Origin of the sequence: Nocardia sp. CC213A, from assembly GCF_030766805.1 — a bacterium.
Classification (GTDB): Bacteria; Actinomycetota; Actinomycetes; order Mycobacteriales; family Mycobacteriaceae; genus Nocardia; species Nocardia otitidiscaviarum.
This window is the reverse complement of record NZ_JASFXA010000019.1, coordinates 153,210-170,603: the sequence shown is the minus strand read 5'-3', so window position 1 is coordinate 170,603 and position 17,394 is coordinate 153,210. Positions and strand designations below refer to the sequence as shown.

General features: G+C 69.6%; 16 protein-coding genes. 10 read left to right on the top strand and 6 right to left on the bottom strand.

The features are described from left to right. Together QJS31_RS29280 and QJS31_RS29275 are read right to left on the bottom strand one after the other, a co-directional pair. A partial coding sequence (locus QJS31_RS29280) for a hypothetical protein (RefSeq protein WP_306358225.1) occupies positions 1-1,231 on the bottom strand: 1,231 nt, incomplete at its 3' end. Positions 1,232-1,395: 164 nt separating this feature from the next. Continuing rightward, on the bottom strand, positions 1,396-3,627 hold the full coding sequence (locus QJS31_RS29275) for an MMPL family transporter (protein WP_306358224.1): 2,232 nt from the start codon (positions 3,625-3,627) through the stop codon (positions 1,396-1,398). A 99-nt stretch (positions 3,628-3,726) separates the two neighbouring features. Between QJS31_RS29275 and QJS31_RS29270 the strand changes: the two genes are divergently transcribed. Together QJS31_RS29270 and QJS31_RS29265 are read left to right on the top strand one after the other, a co-directional pair. Continuing rightward, positions 3,727-4,341 carry a TetR/AcrR family transcriptional regulator gene (locus QJS31_RS29270; RefSeq protein WP_282780007.1) on the top strand — a complete coding sequence of 205 codons (615 nt, stop codon included), beginning with the start codon at positions 3,727-3,729 and terminating at the stop codon, positions 4,339-4,341. 152 nt (positions 4,342-4,493) lie between these two features. Continuing rightward, on the top strand, positions 4,494-5,744 hold the full coding sequence (locus tag QJS31_RS29265) for an MFS transporter (RefSeq protein ID WP_306358223.1): 1,251 nt from the start codon (positions 4,494-4,496) through the stop codon (positions 5,742-5,744). Between the two features lie 54 nt (positions 5,745-5,798). On the opposite strand, the gene QJS31_RS29260 is transcribed toward QJS31_RS29265, so the two are convergent. Together QJS31_RS29260 and nhaA are read right to left on the bottom strand one after the other, a co-directional pair. Further along, a complete protein-coding gene (locus QJS31_RS29260; RefSeq protein WP_282780003.1) occupies positions 5,799-6,257 on the bottom strand; it encodes a hypothetical protein in 459 nt (152 codons plus the stop codon). A 303-nt stretch (positions 6,258-6,560) separates the two neighbouring features. Continuing rightward, entirely contained in the window at positions 6,561-7,886 is a 1,326-nt protein-coding gene (gene nhaA, locus QJS31_RS29255) for a Na+/H+ antiporter NhaA (protein ID WP_306358222.1), read from the bottom strand. 194 nt (positions 7,887-8,080) lie between these two features. Between nhaA and QJS31_RS29250 the strand changes: the two genes are divergently transcribed. The 6 genes from QJS31_RS29250 (at position 8,081) to QJS31_RS29225 (ending at position 13,446) form a co-directional block, all read left to right on the top strand. Further along, entirely contained in the window at positions 8,081-8,863 is a 783-nt protein-coding gene (locus tag QJS31_RS29250; protein ID WP_306358221.1) for a superoxide dismutase family protein, read from the top strand. A gap of 96 nt (positions 8,864-8,959) precedes the next feature. Continuing rightward, the gene (locus tag QJS31_RS29245) at positions 8,960-9,379 is read left to right on the top strand and encodes a PRC-barrel domain-containing protein (RefSeq protein WP_306358220.1); all 420 of its coding nucleotides are present in this window, start codon (positions 8,960-8,962) and stop codon (positions 9,377-9,379) included. A gap of 11 nt (positions 9,380-9,390) precedes the next feature. After that, a complete protein-coding gene (locus tag QJS31_RS29240) occupies positions 9,391-9,948 on the top strand; it encodes a hypothetical protein (RefSeq protein WP_306358219.1) in 558 nt (185 codons plus the stop codon). A 136-nt stretch (positions 9,949-10,084) separates the two neighbouring features. Further along, positions 10,085-10,660 (top strand): vitamin K epoxide reductase family protein, encoded by a 576-nt coding sequence (locus QJS31_RS29235; protein WP_282779994.1) that lies wholly within the window; start codon positions 10,085-10,087, stop codon positions 10,658-10,660. Then, the gene (locus QJS31_RS29230) at positions 10,657-11,019 is read left to right on the top strand and encodes an SPW repeat protein (RefSeq protein ID WP_282779992.1); all 363 of its coding nucleotides are present in this window, start codon (positions 10,657-10,659) and stop codon (positions 11,017-11,019) included. Before QJS31_RS29235 ends, QJS31_RS29230 begins: the two co-directional genes overlap by 4 nt. Before the next feature lie 132 nt (positions 11,020-11,151). Further along, entirely contained in the window at positions 11,152-13,446 is a 2,295-nt protein-coding gene (locus tag QJS31_RS29225) for an esterase-like activity of phytase family protein (protein ID WP_306358230.1), read from the top strand. A gap of 32 nt (positions 13,447-13,478) precedes the next feature. Here QJS31_RS29225 and QJS31_RS29220 read toward each other — a convergent pair whose 3' ends face one another. Both QJS31_RS29220 and QJS31_RS29215 read right to left on the bottom strand, forming a co-directional pair. After that, the gene (locus tag QJS31_RS29220) at positions 13,479-14,147 is read right to left on the bottom strand and encodes a response regulator (RefSeq protein WP_282776606.1); all 669 of its coding nucleotides are present in this window, start codon (positions 14,145-14,147) and stop codon (positions 13,479-13,481) included. Beyond that, positions 14,144-15,712, bottom strand: a complete 1,569-nt coding sequence (locus tag QJS31_RS29215) for a sensor histidine kinase (protein WP_306358218.1) — start codon at positions 15,710-15,712, stop codon at positions 14,144-14,146. Before QJS31_RS29215 ends, QJS31_RS29220 begins: the two co-directional genes overlap by 4 nt. 158 nt (positions 15,713-15,870) lie before the next feature. Here QJS31_RS29215 and QJS31_RS29210 point away from each other — a divergent pair, with 158 nt between their 5' ends. Together QJS31_RS29210 and QJS31_RS29205 are read left to right on the top strand one after the other, a co-directional pair. Continuing rightward, positions 15,871-16,875 carry a Bug family tripartite tricarboxylate transporter substrate binding protein gene (locus QJS31_RS29210; protein WP_372341719.1) on the top strand — a complete coding sequence of 335 codons (1,005 nt, stop codon included), beginning with the start codon at positions 15,871-15,873 and terminating at the stop codon, positions 16,873-16,875. After that, positions 16,872-17,393 (top strand): tripartite tricarboxylate transporter TctB family protein, encoded by a 522-nt coding sequence (locus tag QJS31_RS29205; RefSeq protein ID WP_029926703.1) that lies wholly within the window; start codon positions 16,872-16,874, stop codon positions 17,391-17,393. Before QJS31_RS29210 ends, QJS31_RS29205 begins: the two co-directional genes overlap by 4 nt. Position 17,394 lies beyond the last annotated feature (1 nt).

The window sequence follows — 17,394 nt, the reverse complement described above, 5'->3', positions numbered from 1 at the left end:
GCGTCGACATCGAGACCGGTCGCCCGGTGCCGGTGACACCGGGCACCGGTGCGCCGCCGGTCGCCGCCGCGGGTGCCGCGCCGCCGGAGCCCGCTGCGGTGCCACCGGTGCCGCCGGATCCGCCGGACCCGTTCGGCTGCGTCGGAATGTCGATCCCCGCCACCATCACCTGGGGTTCGGGCAAGGTGGGCAGCCGACGCATCGACCACGGCAATCCCGAGCCGTAGGTCTGGTACATGTTCCGCCGGTACTGCGGAGTGGGGTCCACCACGGTCGTATCCGAGCTGTAGGTCGTCATATTGCCCACACCGACGCCCACCATCTCCAGCCCGCCGGGTTCGATGGTTCCGGCCGGGTTCTCCGCTTCCTGCGGCATGCTGACCCGGGTCGCCTCCAGCCACCCCGACGTATACGCGAGATTGTCGCCCATCAGGCGCATGCTCTCCCACAGCGTCGACATACTGCGCGTGTAGTTGTGCACCGACGCCACCGCCGCCTCGCCACCCGCACCGCGCCACTGCTCGGCGGTGACCGAGTCCATGCGGTTGATGAACTCGAGGAACGTCTCCCGCAGCTGATCCGCCATCCATTCCCAGATACCGGACCAGTTCGCCGTCCGCTGCGGCGATGACGAATCGGCGATGCTCTGGCCGAGTTCGTAGAGGAATTCGTACGACTTGTTGGCGGCGCTCTCGACCGTGACAGTCGTGACGTCGAAGGCGTCGTGGTTCTGCAACCGCTGCGTCTGGGGTGTGATGTCATGTGCGGTGCCATCGGCCGGGACGGAGTATTCGGACCGGCTGTCGAGCGGTCCGGGGATCGCGGTTCGCTCCGGCGGCCCACCGGGCAGTTCCGTGGGGCGCTCCGGCACCGAGAGATCATCGAAGCTGTCGGCGTTCTCGCCCTCGGCGATGGCGTAGGTGCGCCCGGCGGCGACGAACGTGTCGACCATATCCTCGAGAATGCCGATATGGCTCCCGAGCAGTCGGTGCAACTCGCTGCCCTTCATCGCGAATCTGGAAGCCAAGGTGGAGCCGGAGGACAGATTCGAGACCGGCTCGTTCTCCTCCACCTGCTCGGCGACCAGCCGGATCGCGCGCAGTTCGCCGATCACCGCCGAGGCCAGTTCGGCGGCCTCGTACGCGGCGTCCGGTTCGAATTCGAGTTGCCCGGTCTGTGCGCGTTCGCGGAGCACCGGCCAGGGGTCCGTTGGGTTCTGGGTCTCGCTCATGTGATCGCTCTCCTACTGGTGATCGACCGGACATCGCTCGGAATCGCTGTGCACGAGCAGATTTCGACCCCATGGTGCGGCGGTACCCGGCCCGCCAACCAGGGCCGCGCCAAGCCTGGGCCGGGGATGCCCCGGATGGGCGATCGACCGCACCCCGAAACGACCTAACCGACCGGAATCCACGGCTCGCCCCCTGCCCGCACCGGCGGCCCGGGCGCGTCATCGGCATGGGAATCGAAGCGGGCGGCCAGTTTTCGCAGTGGTGCGGGGGCCCACCAGTTGGCGCGACCGGCCAGGCGCATGAAGGCAGGCACCAGGATCGCGCGGATGATGGTGGCGTCGACGATGATGGCCACCGCCGTGCCGATGCCGAGCATCTGGAGGTACATGACGCGGCCGGTGGCGTAGAGCGAGAAGGAGACGGCCAGGATGACCGCGGCGGCGGTGATGAGCGGGGCGGCGCGTTGCAGGCCCTCCAGGACGGCGCGGCGGTTGTCACCGGTGGCGCGGTAGCGCTCGGCGATGCGGGACAGCAGGAAGACCTCGTAGTCCATGGACAGGCCGTAGGCGACGCAGAACAGCAGGATGGGGAAGGCGGGGTCCAGGGTTCCGATCGGGGTGAAGCCGAGAAGCGTTGCGAGCGCGCCGTTCTGGAAGACGACAACCAGCGCGCCGAACATGACCGACAGGCTGAGCAGGTTCAGCACAATGGCTTTCAGCGGAATCAGCAGACTGCCCGACATCAGGAACACCAGCACGAAGGTGACCACCGCGATGAGCACCGCGACCAGGGGGATGCGGTCGGTCAGCGTCGCACGGAAGTCGGTGAGTTCGGCCGGGTAGCCACCGACCAGCACGGTGTCGAACGGCGCGGGGACCGCGCGCAGCTGCGCCACGAAACCGGGGACGTCGGTGCCCGCGAGCACCTCCCGCAGCGGAATCGCCTCCAGCCGCGCGCCGCTGTCGCCGACGAACCGTTCCGGATGCGGCGCGGCGCGCACCTCACGACCGTCCACGTAGACGCCGGCGGCCGAATTCACCTGTGCCACACCGTCGACGCGGGACAGCTCGGCGGCATACCGGGCGATGCCGTCCACACCAGCCTGCCGACCGTCCGGCGCGACGAAGTGGATGGCGTCATTGGCTTCGACGGTGAAGCCCGCGCGTAGTTCGTCGTACGCCTGCCGGGTCGAGGCGCTGGGCGGCAGCACGCGATCGTCGGGCAGACCGATGCGCATACCGAGTGCGGGCGCGGCGAGGGCGGCGATCAGCAGCAGACCGGCGATCGAGAATCGCACCGGATAGCGCATGACCGCATCGCCGAAGCGATACCAGAAACCGCGCTCGGTCTCGGCGGTGGCGCGGGGGCGACGCGGCAGCGCGCGATGACCGATCACGGCCAGCGCCGCGGGCAGCAGCACCAACGCACCGAGGCAGGCCATCAGCACCACCAGCACACCCGCGTACGCGAACGACCGCAGGAACGAGTACGGGAAGACCAGCAGCACCGCCAGCGCCGCGGCGACCGTCGCGCCGCTGAAGAGCACCGTGCGTCCGGCGGTGCGCACCGAGGTGATGACGGCATCGGAAACCGTTGCACCCCTGCCGAGTTCCTCGCGGAACCGGGTGATGACGAACAGGCTGTAGTCCACGCCCAAGCCGATCCCCATCACCAGCGTGATATTCGCCGCGAAGGTCGAGACGTCGGTGAGGGCGGCGACCCCGCGCAGCGCGGCGAGGGTGGCGACGACCGAGAACACGCCGACGCCCAGCGTGCACAGGGCGAGCCGGGTACGACGGAACAGCAGCAGCAACAGCAGCAGCATCACGGGCAGGATGATCATCTCGGCGCGCAGGAAGTCCTGCGCGGCCTGGGCGCTGATCTGGCCCGATGCCGCCTCCGCGCCCGCGACCTGAACCCGCACGACATCTTCGGCCCTGGTGTACGCGGGCAGCAGCCGATCCACGATCTCGGCCCGCGCGGCGGTGGCGTCGCCCGCGACGTGAGCGAGGACCACCGCCTGCCGCCCGTCCGCGCTGCGCATGGTCGGGTCACCGTCCTGCGACCAGTACGACCAGGCATCGGCGACCGCGGGGTCGGCGCCTAGTTCCGCGGTGAGTTCGCGCCCCGTGTCGGCGACGGCGGCATCGTCCACACCGCCCGCGGCAGCCGTCACGAGCAGAATGAAATTGGCATTGCCCGTGTGGAATTCGCGCTGCAAGAGCTCCTGCGCACGCACCGATTCGGTGCCGGGAGCCTCCCATCGGTTCAGGATCATCGCACCCATCGCGCCCGCGCCGATCACCGCAAGCACGATGGTGAGCAGCAGCCCGGCGGCCAGCACCGGCCGGGGTCGGTGGGCGAGAAGGGTGCCGAGTCGGTGCAGTACAGGCATGGGTGGACTCCGTCGGTCTGCTAGCCTTGGCGAATACGAGATACCTCTCGTGTTTTTGAAATTACGAGAGATCTCTCGTATTTGTCAACAGGAGGTGTGGTGCCCGAAGGCCGTTCCGTCCGCCGCCAGGAGCGCGGCAGGCAGCGCATGTCCGTCATCCTGGACGCGGCACTGGAACTGTTCGGCGAACTCGGCTACGAGGCGACCTCGACCAATGCCATCGCCACCCGCGCCGGGGTCTCCCCCGGTTCGCTCTACCAGTTCTTCGCCAACAAGGAGGCCATCGCGGAGGCCCTCTCGACCCGACTGGTCGACGCCTTCCGCGCCGCGCACGCCTCCGCCTTCGATCGCGCCGACCTCGCCGACCTCCCCCTCGACGAACTCGTCGATCACCTACTGGACCCGCTCATCGCCTTCAACCTCGACAACCCCGGCGCCAAGGCCCTGTTCACCAACCCCGACATGCCCGCCAGCCTCGCCGCGGGCACCAGACCCCTCCAGCAGGCCGTCCTCGGCCGCGCCGAATCGGTCATCGCCGTCCGCTACCCCGACCTGCCGATCGAGGACCGCCGCCGCGGCGCGCTCATCGCGGTGCAGATCGTGCGGGCGACCATGCCCGCCATCATCGCCGCGACCGAACCCGAACGCACGGCCCTGATCCGCGAGACCAAACGCGCCCTGCGCGGCTACCTCACCGAACTCGCTCCCCGCTGAGGCGGTGTTACACCCATCGACAGTGGGCTAGGGACGATGGTCATCAGGGTCGAAACCCACCGCCTCTGCTGACGACCACGCGGTGCGGCCGATGCTCGAGGTGCCGACGAAACGGACGGCACCGATGACACGACCGGATGCGGGATGTGGCGATGAGCACAGCCGAAGAGAACCTGGAAATACCTGCGACAGAACCGGTTCCGCCCACCGAGAAGGCCGAGCCCACGTCGGCGCGGGGACTCCTGATGCTCACCCTGGCGACGGTCGGGTTCGCGCTGAACTTCTGGGCGTGGGCGCTGTTGAGTCCGTTGGGACCGTCGTTCAAGGATGCGCTGGATTTGAGCTCGTTCGCACAAGCGGCACTGGTCGCGGTGCCGGTGGTGGTCGGATCGCTGGGGCGAATCCCGGTCGGTGCGTTGACCGATCGCTTCGGTGGGCGGGTGATGTTCCCGCTGGTGTCGATGTGCACGATCATGCCGGTGCTGTTCGTGGGGCTGATCGGCCATCAGTCGTTGGCCACGTTGCTGGTGGGCGGGTTCTTCCTCGGAATCGGCGGCACCGCCTTCGCGGTCGGCGTGCCATTCGTGAACTCCTGGTTCCCACCCGGACGGCGCGGGCTCGCGATCGGGCTGTTCGGTGTGGGCACGGGCGGCACCGCGATCAGCGCGTTGACCACCGTCGCGCTGGTCGACGCGGGTTCGGTGTCGACACCGTTCCTGGTCACCGCGGCCGCACTGCTGATCTACGCGATCGTGGCGGCGCTGATCCTTCGTGATGCGCCCGGCCGGGTCGTCCCGACCGAGCCGCTGACCCGACGGCTGAGCTCGACCGCGCGCATGACGGTGACCCGGCAGGCGGCGGTGTTGTACGCGGTGACGTTCGGCGGCTACGTCGCCTTCTCCGTGTACCTGCCGGCCTATCTGAAGACCGCGTACGGGCTGACACAGGCGGACGCGGCGGCGCGGATGGCCGGTTTCGTCCTGCTGGCGGTGGCCATGCGTCCGGTCGGCGGCTGGCTGGCCGACCATCTCGGGCCGATTCGAGTGCTGGCCACCGCCATGGCCGTGGTGACCGTCGCTGCCGCGGTACAGGCATCCACGCCCGCCTTGATGCCGGTGGCCACCGCGGCGTTCCTGTCGATGGCCGCGGCGCTCGGCGCCGCCAGCGGCGCGGTGTTCGCACTGGTGGCCCTGCTCGCCCCGGCCGAACGGGTCGGATCGGTCACCGGAATGGTCGGCGCCGCGGGCGGTCTGGGCGGCTTCGTGCCGCCGCTGGTGATGGGCGCGGTGTACGGGGCGCTGGGCTCCTACGGGCTCGGATTGGCCGCGTTGGCGGTGGTGGCGGCCGCCACCGGCGTGTTCACCCTCACCGCCGTCCGCGAACAGTCACCAACGCCCGCGTGACAGCACGCGGGTAGCGACTGCCGACCACCTCGTCGGTGCTGCTACTCGCGGCGATCAGCTACCGAAACCGACCAGTGCGTCGGACAGGTTCTGCACCTCGAGCACCTCGAGTGCCTGCTGGCGGATATCCGGGCAGGTGTTGGTGGTGGCCTCGTCGACGATGGTGGTATCGGCGATCACCTCGTCGTTGAGCCCGTCGTTGCGGACTGCCCAGTTCTGCACGGTGCCGTTGAAGGAGACCTTGGCCAGTGTCGCGCCCTGGTCGCGCCAGTTGTCGAGTTCGGGCTCGATCATGTCGCAGAGTTGCTGGGCTGCGGCGGGCGTCACCACGTCCTCGTCCCCGCCGGGAGTGGTCGTGGCCGTCGCCGTGGTGGTGAGATCCGGTGTGGTCATGGTGGTGGTGTCCTGGACACCGGGCTCTTCGTCGTCGCCGCAGGCCGCCAGCATCGCCCCGGCCGCGATGAACCCGGCGGCCACGGTGGTACGAACGATCTTGTTGCAGGACATCGGCATAGCCGCCTCCTCGTAGTTTGGGAACCTCTACGGCGGCGTTACCCAGCCCCGGCCGATTGATGCGGGCGTTGCGTCGCGCCGTAACGGGTGATGGTCGACGAGTGATGCTCGCCGGAGCGGATGTGATCGCGCCCCGACGCTGTCCGGCTCCCCGTATTACCCACGCCCCAGTTCCGACAGGCTGTTCACGGCGCGTTCGGCGGCGGTGTAGCTGTCGAACTCGGCCACCGTGACAAGATCCGTGGTCTTCTCGAATTTCGTGGTCATCGCTTCCTCCCCGAGGTCGGGTGTTGTCGTTGTCGTTCATTCGTGCTGTTTCTCTTGTTCGGCCTCTTCCTCATGCTCGGCGCGCCGGTAGGCGCGGTTGCGGATGCGGAGGATGACGGCGGCCAGGACCGCGGCGGTCAGGGAGCCGCACAGGACGCCGATCTTGGCGTGTTCGGCATGCGGGCTGCCGGGGCCGAAGGCGAGTTCGGAGATGAGCAGGGAGACGGTGAAGCCGATGCCCGCCAACAGGGCCGCACCGTAGACGTCGATCCAGCGCAGTCCGGGGTCCAGCCGCGCGCGGGTCCAGCGGGCCGCGGCGAAGGTCGTCCCGAAGATGCCGAAGGACTTGCCGAGCACCAGACCGGCGACAATGCCGATCGCCACCGGGTCGGTGAGCGCCTCGGTGAGACCGCGCAGCCCGCTGACCGACACCCCGGCCGCGAACAGGGCGAACACCGGTACCGCCAGTCCGGCCGCGACCGGTCGCCAGCGTTCCTCGAGCCGTTGCGCGGGATAGGGGTCGCGATCGCCGCCGCGCACCGGGACCACCGCGCCCAGCAGCAGTCCCGCGACGGTGGCGTGCACGCCGGCCCCGTGCACCATCGCCCAGGTCACGATCGCCAGCGGTAGCAGCAGCCACCACCTTCGCGGCCAGCGCCGCACCACGAACGCGAAGGCGAGCAGGGCGAGCAGCGCACCACCGAAGTACGCGGGGGTCAACGTCCCCGAGTAGAACACGGCGATGATGGTGATGGCGATGAGGTCGTCCACGACCGCCAGCGTGAGCAGGAAGGTGCGCAGCGAGGGCGGCAGATGGGTGCTGATCAGGCCGAGAATGGCGACCGCGAAGGCGATATCGGTCGCGGACGGAATGGCCCACCCACGCAGCGCGTCCACCCCCGTGCTCACGATGATCGCCACGTACACCAGCGCGGGCACGATCATGCCGCCCAGCGCGGCCGCCACCGGCAGGATCGCCCTGCGGAAGCGGCTCAGCTCACCGGTCACGAACTCCTGTTTGAGCTCGAGCCCGGCGACGAAGAAGAAGATCGCCAACAACCCCCCGGCCGCCCACTCCCCCACCGACAGGTGCAGATGGGCGACGTGCGGCCCGAAGGTGAAATCACGGACCGTGGCGTAGGCGTCCTGCCAGGGCGAGTTCGCCCACGCCAGGGCGAGCACCGTCGCCGCGAGAACCAGTGCGCCGCCGACGGTTTCGCGGCGCAGCAGGGCGGCGACCCGGGTGTCCTCGGGCGGCGGCGGAATCGGGAACAGCAGATTGGTCGACGGCTGGCTCGCGGCCACCGACGAGCCGGTCGCGGCCTCCCGGGGCGACCCGTCCCGACCCCCGTTCGACGCCATCCGCATCCCTCCGTCGCAGTGTCGAATCGTCGGCTCTCGATATGCCGCGACTACCCGGTGCACCCGGCTTCAACCGAATGATCGCGCCGACCCGAGCATTACCGCCGCCACAGTGGTTAACCGCCCGACAGAGGCCCCGAAGACGAGATCAACCCGAACGACACCCTCAGCATCCGAGAAACAGGAGTGAGCCCATGCCGCGTAGTCAGCCACGCGCACACGCCGGTCGGTCGCCACGCCGCACGGCGCTGCCACACCGGAGAACGACGCCTCGCGACCGGCTCCGACGAGCCACCCGCTCCCATCTGGTCACCGCCGTGCTGGCGGTGGGCTGCGCGGTCGGCCTCACCGCCGGATGCGTGGCCGATCAGCAGCCCAGCGACACCACGGGCACGATGCCCTCGGTGTGGACCGGCAGCACGGTACCGTCGGTGATCGGGGAGACTCCCGGAGACCCTGGACACTCGCCCGGCGGGAACTTCATATCCGCCGGCTTCATCGATGCCGAAGGACGCCCGGCGGGCACGGTGACGTTCATCGAACGCCCCGGCCTGGTGGAGATCCGCGCCGAGGTACACGGCATGGATCCCGGCTTCCACGGCTTCCACATACACGAGCGCGGCGAATGCGAGCCGAACTCCGCCCCGCCCGGAGGCGGCGAGCCCGGGGCGTTCCTGTCGGCCGGGGGCCACCTGCAGGTCGGCGGGCATTCCGGGCATCCCGCGAGCGGCGATCTGACGTCCGTTCATGTCCGCCCCGACGGCCGCGGGCTGCTGGTGACCACCACTTCCGCGTTCACTCTGGCGGATCTGCGCAACGACGGTGCCGGGCGCGCGGCGGTGATCCACGCGGGCGAGGACAACTTCGGCAATATCCCGAGCCGCTACACCCTGCCGGGCGGCGGCGAGGTGCCGGATGCGGAAACGCTGTCCACCGGCGACGCCGGACAACGGGTCGCCTGCGCCGCCATCTCGTGAGCCCCGGCGTTTGACGGCGACGTCATCGGGCATCTCGCCGATGACAGCAACCTCGAACCGCTCGCGGGCTGTCGGGCGGGCGGAAAGGAAGCCGAGATGGCCGAACAGCGACTTCCCACGCTCATCGATCTCGATGACACGGCGCTGCAACCGCGCAGCGTCGCGGACGATATTCGCGGCCGGACCGTCGTCGACCGCAGCGGTGACGAGATCGGCGAGGTCGACGGCCTCGTCATCGACGAGCACGAACAGCGGGTGCGGCTGCTGCGCATCGGTTCCGGCGGCCTGCTCGGGATCGGCAAGACCAAGCGCCTGGTACCGGTGGAGGCGATCACCCGTATCGACGACGAAACGGTGCACATCGACCGCACCCGGGAGAGCGTCGAGCAGAGCGCTCCCTACGACCCCCCGCTGCACGATCCGCATTCCTACTACGAAAAGCTGTACGGCGGTTACGGATACACGCCGCCCTGGGTGCCGAGCGTAGAACCCCGCTACCCGCCGCCACAGTTCTGAAGGGGGCCGGTATGCCGAGACGACCGGCGGTCACGGCCGCGGCCGCGCTCATCCTGGTGGCGGGACTGCTCACCGGGTGCGGCGCGGGCCAGCTCTCGCAGACCAGTATGGACAAGAACCCGGTCAACGGCAGCAATGCCGAGGCCGGTGATATCGCGTTGCGCAATGTGTATCTCGCGGCGGAGTCCGTGGGTGAGCGGATCGGCGACTACGGTTCGGTCAGCCTGTCGTTCACCGCGATTCACACCGGCATCGGCGCTCCGGACCGGCTGCTGGCGATAGCCTCGGCGGCCGCCGAGGAGGTGCGGATCGAGGCCGAACCCGACGAGTTGGTCATCGACGCCGGTACCGCGATCGCCGCGGGGCAGCCGATCGAATCGGTGGATCCGGCGACCGCACCCGACGAGCCGTTCACCGTCGTGGTGCGCCCGGTCGCGGGCGCGCTGCGACCCGGGGTGGCGCTGCCGTTCACCTTCGTCTTCGAACGCGGCGGCGCGGTGACCTTCGGAGTGCCGTTCGACGTGTGGAGCAAGGGTGAACCCCCGTCACCGACCCGGCCGCAGCGCTGACCGACGGCCGCGCAGCGGACCTCCCGCCCGGGCCAGGGAGCCGGAGGGACGGATCCGGAGCAGGAGAGGCAACGATGCGCGACACGGCCTTCGGAACACCGATCGACATCGCGACAACCACTCGGCCGGTGTGGCGATGAACGGCTCCGCGCGGCGGTCCGACGCCATCCCGCCGCGCTGGAGGTGGAACCCCTCCTCCTGGTCGCAGCGACTGCCGATCGTGGGCATCGCGCTGGTGGGCTGCGCCATCGCCACCTATCTCGCGCTCTACCAGTACGACGTGGTGCCGACCGTGTGGGAGCCGTTCTTCGGTGACGGCAGCCGCGTCATTCTGGACTCGAAACTGTCGTACGTGCTGCCCGTCTCGGATGCGACGTTGGGCGCGCTCGCCTATCTGGCCGACGCCGTCTCCGGCGCGTACGGGGGTGTGCGCCGCTGGCGGACCATGCCGTGGATCGTGGTGGTGTTCGGGATCGCGGTCGGCCCGCTGGGCACCATCAGCATTCTGCTGGTGATCGCGCAGCCGGTGCTCTACGGCGCGTTCTGCACATTGTGTCTGGCCTCGGCCGTCATCTCCATGGTGATGATCCCGCCCGCCATGGACGAGGTGCTGGCGAGCCTGCAGTATCTGCGGCGGGTGCACGATCGCGGCGAGTCGGTGTGGCGGGCGTTCTGGGGGCTGGCGCAGCGAGAGCAGGAGGCGGCGTCATGATTCCCCAGTTCGGCGTCGCCGCCCTCGGCATCTGGCTGATGAGTTCGCCGGCCGTCCTCGACTACGGCGCACCGGCGGCGACCAGCGACCGCATCGCGGGGCCGGTGCTCGCGGCGATCGGCTATCTGGCCGCCTACGACATTCTGCGGGGGATGCGCTGGCTCAATCTGCTCACCGCGGGTTGGCTGCTGCTGGCTCCCTGGATCCTCGACTTCCCTTCCGCGGCAACGGTGAACAGTCTGGTCGTCGGAGTGCTCACACTGGTGCTGGTCCCGTTGAGCCGGTCCCCGCGCCAGCGGTTCGGCGGCGGCTGGGCCGGTCTGCTGCGCCGCGATCCGGACGCCACCGATACCGGCTGAACCGCCTCGCGGCCGACCGCACGGCCGCGAGTTCATTCCATCGCTACCTGATGGCTACCCGTCTCCGCCACGATCACCGGGTTCCCCCGTCCGAGGGGAGAAGTTCGTTGCGAGGAGTACGGTGTGGCCGGGATGAGACGGTGGCGACTGGGTGCGGCGGTCGCCGCGGTGGCGGTGCTCGCCACCGCGTGCGGATCCGACGACCGACAGGCGGGTCCGACGGCCGCACCGGGCTGGGAGCGCGACGCCGCGAACAGCTACCACCGGCTGGCCACCTATCCGATCGTCGAGAACCGACCGGACGGGGCGGCGGCCGACGCGGAAACCTCCGCCGAGATCTCCGCGGTCACCGCCGACGGCAAGACCCTGATCTACACCGACGCGGCCGGTAAGCGCATCGGCTTCGTCGACCTCAGCGATCCGGCCGCTCCCAAGGGCACCGGTTCGGTCTCGCTGGAGCAGTTGGGCCACGCCGACGACCAGCCCACCTCGGTGGCGGTCGCCGGTGATTACGTGCTGGTCGTGGTGGACAGCAGCGGCGGCGACTTCACCGCGCCGTCCGGGCGCGTGGACGTGGTGCGCATCAGCGACCGCACCAAGGTGCACAGCATCGACCTGGGCGGACAGCCCGATTCGATCGCGGTCAGCGAGGACGGCACCCGCGCTGCCATCGCCATGGAGAACCAGCGCGACGAGGAATTCACGCCGCCGGGCGGCGAGAAGGGCGATCTGCCGCAGCCGCCGACCGGCTTCGTGCAGCTGCTGAACCTGACCGGCGCGCCGCAGCAGTGGGCGGCCACCCCGGTGCGCATCGACGAATCCGCCGCCCGCGCGGCGGGCTTGGCCGCGCCCGAGGATCTCGAGCCGGAGTACGTGAGCTTCAACGCGCGCGGCGAGGTGGCCGTCACCCTCCAGGAGAACAACGGCATCGCGATCATCGACGCCGCCGCCGGCACCGTGCGGAAGGTGTTCTCCGCCGGGCGGGTATCGGCCGAGGGCATCGACACCGAGAAGGACGGCCGGATCGACCCGAGCGGCTCGCTGAAAGACGTCCCGCGCGAACCGGATTCGATCGCATGGATCGGCGACGACCACGTGGTGACGGCCAACGAGGGCGACTGGAAGGGCGGCTCGCGCGGCTGGACCGTCTTCGACGCCGCCTCCGGGGCGGTGGTCTGGGACGCCGGTAACTCGTTCGAGCGGCTGGCGGTGCGCGTCGGCCTCCACAACGACGATCGCGCCGGAAAGAAGGGCACCGAACCCGAGGGCATCGCGGTCACCGAACTGAACGGTGTCCCGGTGGTGCTGATCGGTTCGGAGCGTAGCAATTTCGTCGCGGTGTACGACGTCTCGAATCCGGCCGAGCCGGTGTTCCGGCAGGTGTTGGCGACCGGTGTCGGTCCCGAGGGCATCGTCCCGATTCCGAACCGGAATCTGCTGGCCGTCTCCTCCGAGGTGGACGACGCGAAGGCCGGGGTACGCGGCACCGTCAGCCTGTTCGGCTACGGCTCCGACTACGCCGACGGCGGCACGCCCGAGTTCCCGTCGATCGTGTCGGCCGATGCCGACGGCACGCCGATCGGCTGGGGTGCGCTCGGCGCGCTGAGCCCCGACCCGGCCGCCGCCGACCGGCTGTTCACCGCCACCGACAACGCGTACGGCCCGGCCCGCATCCTCGGCCTGGACGTCTCGGTCGTCCCGGCCGTGATCGACGCCGACATCGCCGTCACCGACAACGGCACACCGGCGGAACTGGATATCGAGGGTCTGGCGGCCCGCGCCGACGGCGGCTTCTACCTGGCCGTCGAGGGCGAGGACGGCCCCGGCAACCAGGTGCTGCGGGTGGCGGCCGACGGTGCGATCGAACAGCGGATCCAGTTGCCCGCCGAGATCGCGGCCGGGCTCGGCAAGCAGGGCCTGGAGGGCATCGCGGTGCAGGGCTCCGGCGCGGACGAGACCGTGTGGGTGGTGCTGCAGCGCGAGCTGAAGTCCGATCCGGAGGGGGTGGCCCGCATCGGCAAGTACCGGCCCGAAACCGGCGAATGGCAGTGGTACGGCTACCGATTGGACGGCACCGACACCAAGGGCGACTGGATCGGCCTGTCCGAGATCGCGGTCGACGGCGATGCCCTGCTGCTGTTGGAGCGCGACAAGCTCAGTGGCCCGAACGCGGCGCTCAAAACGGTCACCCGGGTCGCCATCCCGACCGAGGCGGGTGTGACCGGCACCGCCCAGCCGACCGTGCTGGACAAGACGACCGCCCACGACCTGCTCCCCGACCTGCGCGCCACCAACGGCTGGGTGCAGGAGAAGGTCGAGGGGATGGCCGTCGCGGGCAATGGCGAACTCTACGTCGTCACCGACAACGACGGCCTGGACGACGCCACCGGCGAAACCGTGCTGCTGCGCCTGGGCACGCCGGGCTGATCCCGGAACCGGTCGGAATCCCTTCCGGCTGCTCAGGATCCGGTCCAGCGGTAGCGGCGTTCCGGGCGGCCCGTGCCGCCGTAGCGGAGTCGGACCTCCGCGCGGCCGGTGTCCACGAAGTACTCCAGGTAGCGCCGGGCGCTGACGCGTGAGAGCGCGGCGGCGTCGGCGCATTCCTGGGCGGAGAGATCGGTGTCGGCGGCGCGCAGGACGCGGGCGACCAGGTCGGCGGTATGCGCGGTCAAGCCCTTGGGCAGGGCGATGGTGCCGCTCGGGCGGGCGCCGAAGACCTGGTCGATATCGGCCTGGGCGGCGCGGTCGAGTCCGCTGAGTTTGGTGTGCAGGGCGGCGAAGTGGCGGAGCTGGTCGTGCAGCGCGCCGTAGGTGAACGGCTTGATCAGATAGTGCAGGACGCCGCCGCGCACCGCCGCGCGAATGGTGTCCACGTGGTCGGCGGCGCTGACCACGATGACATCCGCCTCGGCGGTCTCCCGGATACCGCGCAGCACCGACAGGCCGTCGATATCGGGCAGGTAGATGTCGAGCAGCACCAGATCGGGACGCAGCTCACCGATCATGCGCAGTGCCTCGCCGCCGCTGTGCGCCACCCCGGCGACCTCGAAACCCGCTGTGCGGGAAACGTATCCGCTGTGCACCCGGGCGACCATGAAGTCGTCGTCGACGACCAGCACCCGAATCATTTCGACACCACCGGGGTGAGCGGGAGGGTGGCGGTGAAGACCGCGCCCTCGGCGTTGTGCACCGACACCGAGCCACCGCGCCGCACGCAGGTCTGCCGGGTGATGGCCAGTCCGAGCCCCCGAGCGCCGCCGCGCTCGGCGGCCTTGGTGGTGAAGCCGTGCCGGAAGACCTCCTCGGCGATCTCGGGTGCGACACCGGGACCGGAGTCGCGCACCACCACCCGCACCGCCCCGTCCACCCGGCGCAGATCGACCTCGATCCAGCCCGGACCGCGCAGCGCGTCCAGCGCGTTGTCCACCAGATTGCCCAGCACGGTCACCAGATCGGCGGAGAGCGCGTCATCCACCTCGGGCAGCGCGGTGCTGGGCGACAACCGCAGTCCCACACCGTGTTCGGCGGCGGGACTGGCCTTGGCGATGAGCAGCGCCGCCACCGCCGCGTCGCCGATCCGCTCGGTCACCTCGGCCTGCCACTGATCGCGTCCCGCGCTCACCACCTCGACATAGCGGCGCACCTCGTCGTATTCGCCGAGTTCGATGAGTCCGGCGATGGTGTGCAGGCGATTGCTGAACTCGTGCGCCTGGGCGCGCAGCATATCGGTGGTATTGCGGTTCTCGGTCAGTTCGTCGCGCAGCCGCATGAGTTCGGTGCGGTCGCGCAGGGTGATCACCGCGCCGAGGGTGCGCTGATCCCAGCGGATCGGGGTGCGGTTCATGATCAGCACCTTGCCGCGGCGCAGTCCGACCAGATCGGTGCCCGCCGCCCGGCCGGTGAAGACGTCCAGAATCCGATCGTTGAGCCCCAAGGCGTGCACGCTCGCCCCCACCACGTCGCCGAGCGACAGCAGCGCCTTGGCCTGGTCGTTCACCAGGGTGATGCGCTGCTGCTGATCCAGGCCGACCACGCCCTCGTGGATGCCGTGCAGCATGGCCTCGCGATGCTCGACGAGTCCGGTGATCTCGGCGGGCTCCAGGCCGAGCGTCTGCCGCTTGACCCACCACGTCACCGACAGCGAGCCCGCGATCCCGAGCACGCAGGCCAGCCCCAGCAGTCCGAGCAGGCGCGGGAACGATTCGGTGAGGATGGTCAGGAAGCCCGGAAGTTGTTTGCGCGCGGCGACATAGCCGACGAGTTCATGACTGCCCTGCCCGATCACCGGCACATGCGCCACCACCGCGCCGTCGATATCGCCGACCCAGGCTCGGCCCTCGGTGACCGTCGAATCGGCCAGGGCCAGCGGCTCGCCGATCTCCGCCGGGTCCTGCGAGGTCAGCACCGTGCCGTCGGTTCTGGCGATGACGACCACATCCGCACCGGACGCCACCTGCGCCACGGTCGCGAAGGGCGCCAGCCGCAGATGCTGTTTCGGATCGGCGAGCAGCACGCGCAGGCTGGGATTGGCGGCGACGTCCTCGGCGATGCCGAGCATGCGCCGCGACTCGGTGGCCCGGAAGGTCTCCCCGACCTGCGCGACCACCACCGCCGCGACCGCGGCGAGCAGGACCACCACGATCGTCAGTTGCAGGGCCAGCAGCCGTCGTGCCAGCGAGCCCTTCTTGCCCACGTGTTCTCGTACCTCCCGGCCTCATCGCCCGTCGCCAGTCTCACCGCCCGACGGTCCCAACCGGACCGTTTTCGCCGCGAACACTATGAACAAAACGAACATTTCTGACGCAAGGCAGACAGCGCGCAGTGGCCCTGCTCACAATTCGACCCTGTTCGATGGTGAGAGATGAGGGATCGACAGTGCGAAAATCCACAATGCTGGCCGGACTGGCGGCCGCTGCCGTCGCGGCCCTGACCCTGACCGCGTGCGGCAGCACCGCGGCCGGAGGCGAGACGTTGAGCGGCGTCCGGATCATGGTGCCCAACTCCCCCGGCGGCGGCTACGACATCACCGCGCGCACCTCCGCGAAGGCCATGGAGGACGCGGGGATCGCGCGCTCGGTGGAGGTGTTCAACCTGCCCGGCGCGGGCGGCACCGTCGGTCTGGGCCGTCTGGTCGGCGAGGACGGCAACGGCAAACTGGTCATGCAGATGGGCCTGGGCGTGGTCGGCAGCGTCTACACCAACAATTCGCCCTCCACGCTGACCGACACCACGCCGATCGCGAAGCTGATCGAGGAACCCGACATCCTGGTGGTGTCGAAGAATTCCAAGTACACCAGCATCGACCAGCTCGTCGCGGACTGGAAGGCGAATCCGGGCGCGGTGCCGGTGGGCGGCGGCTCCTCCCCCGGCGGTCCGGACCACCTCGCACCCATGCTGGTGGCGAAAGCCGTTGGCATCGAACCGAAGTCGGTCAACTACATCCCCTTCGACGGTGGCGGTGAACTGCTGGCCTCGGTCCTGGGCGACAAGATCGCGTTCGGCGTCTCCGGGGTGGGCGAGTACCTCGACCAGATCCAGGCCGGTGAGTTGCGGGTGCTCGCCGTGACCGGACCCGAGCGCATCGCCGACGTGGACGCGCCCACCCTGAAGGAGGCGGGCATCGACGTCGAGTTCACCAACTGGCGCGGGGTGGTCGCACCGCCGGGCATCAGCGACGCCGACCGCACCGCACTCATCGACGCCTACACCCGCATGCACGATTCGCCGCAGTGGCGCGACGCGCTCGCCGCCAACGGCTGGGACGACGCCTTCGTCACCGGCACCGAGTTCGGCACGTTCATCCAGCGGCAGACCGACCAGGTCGGCTCGGTGCTGAAGGATCTGGGACTGGCATGACCGAGCGACCCGGGCGCACCTCGACGCTGGCCTGGTGGCGTGAGCGGTCCGAACTCGGGGTGTCCGCCCTGCTGGCCGGGGCGGGTGCGCTGGTGATCGTGGACGCGCTGACCATGTCGGCCGACTTCACCCAGCGCGGCCCGGTCGGGCCGCGCGCGGTGCCGGTGGTCGTCGGCCTGCTGCTGATCGTGGTCGCGGTGGTGCTCGCCGTGGATGTGCTGCGTGGCGGGCGCGGCCCGGCCGAGGCCGGTGAGGACATCGATCTGTCCACACCCGTGGAGTGGCGGACGGTACTGCTGCTCATCGGGGTGTTCGTCGCCAACATCATGCTCATCGACGTGGTCGGTTTCCCGATTTCGGGCGGGCTGCTGTTCTGGGGTGCGGCATACGCGCTCGGCAGCCGGCACTACGTGCGCGATCCCGTGATCGCGATAGCGCTGTCGCTGCTCACCTATATCGCATTCGTCCGGCTGCTCGGGGTCATGTTGCCGGGCGGCCCACTGGAGGGGCTGATCTGAC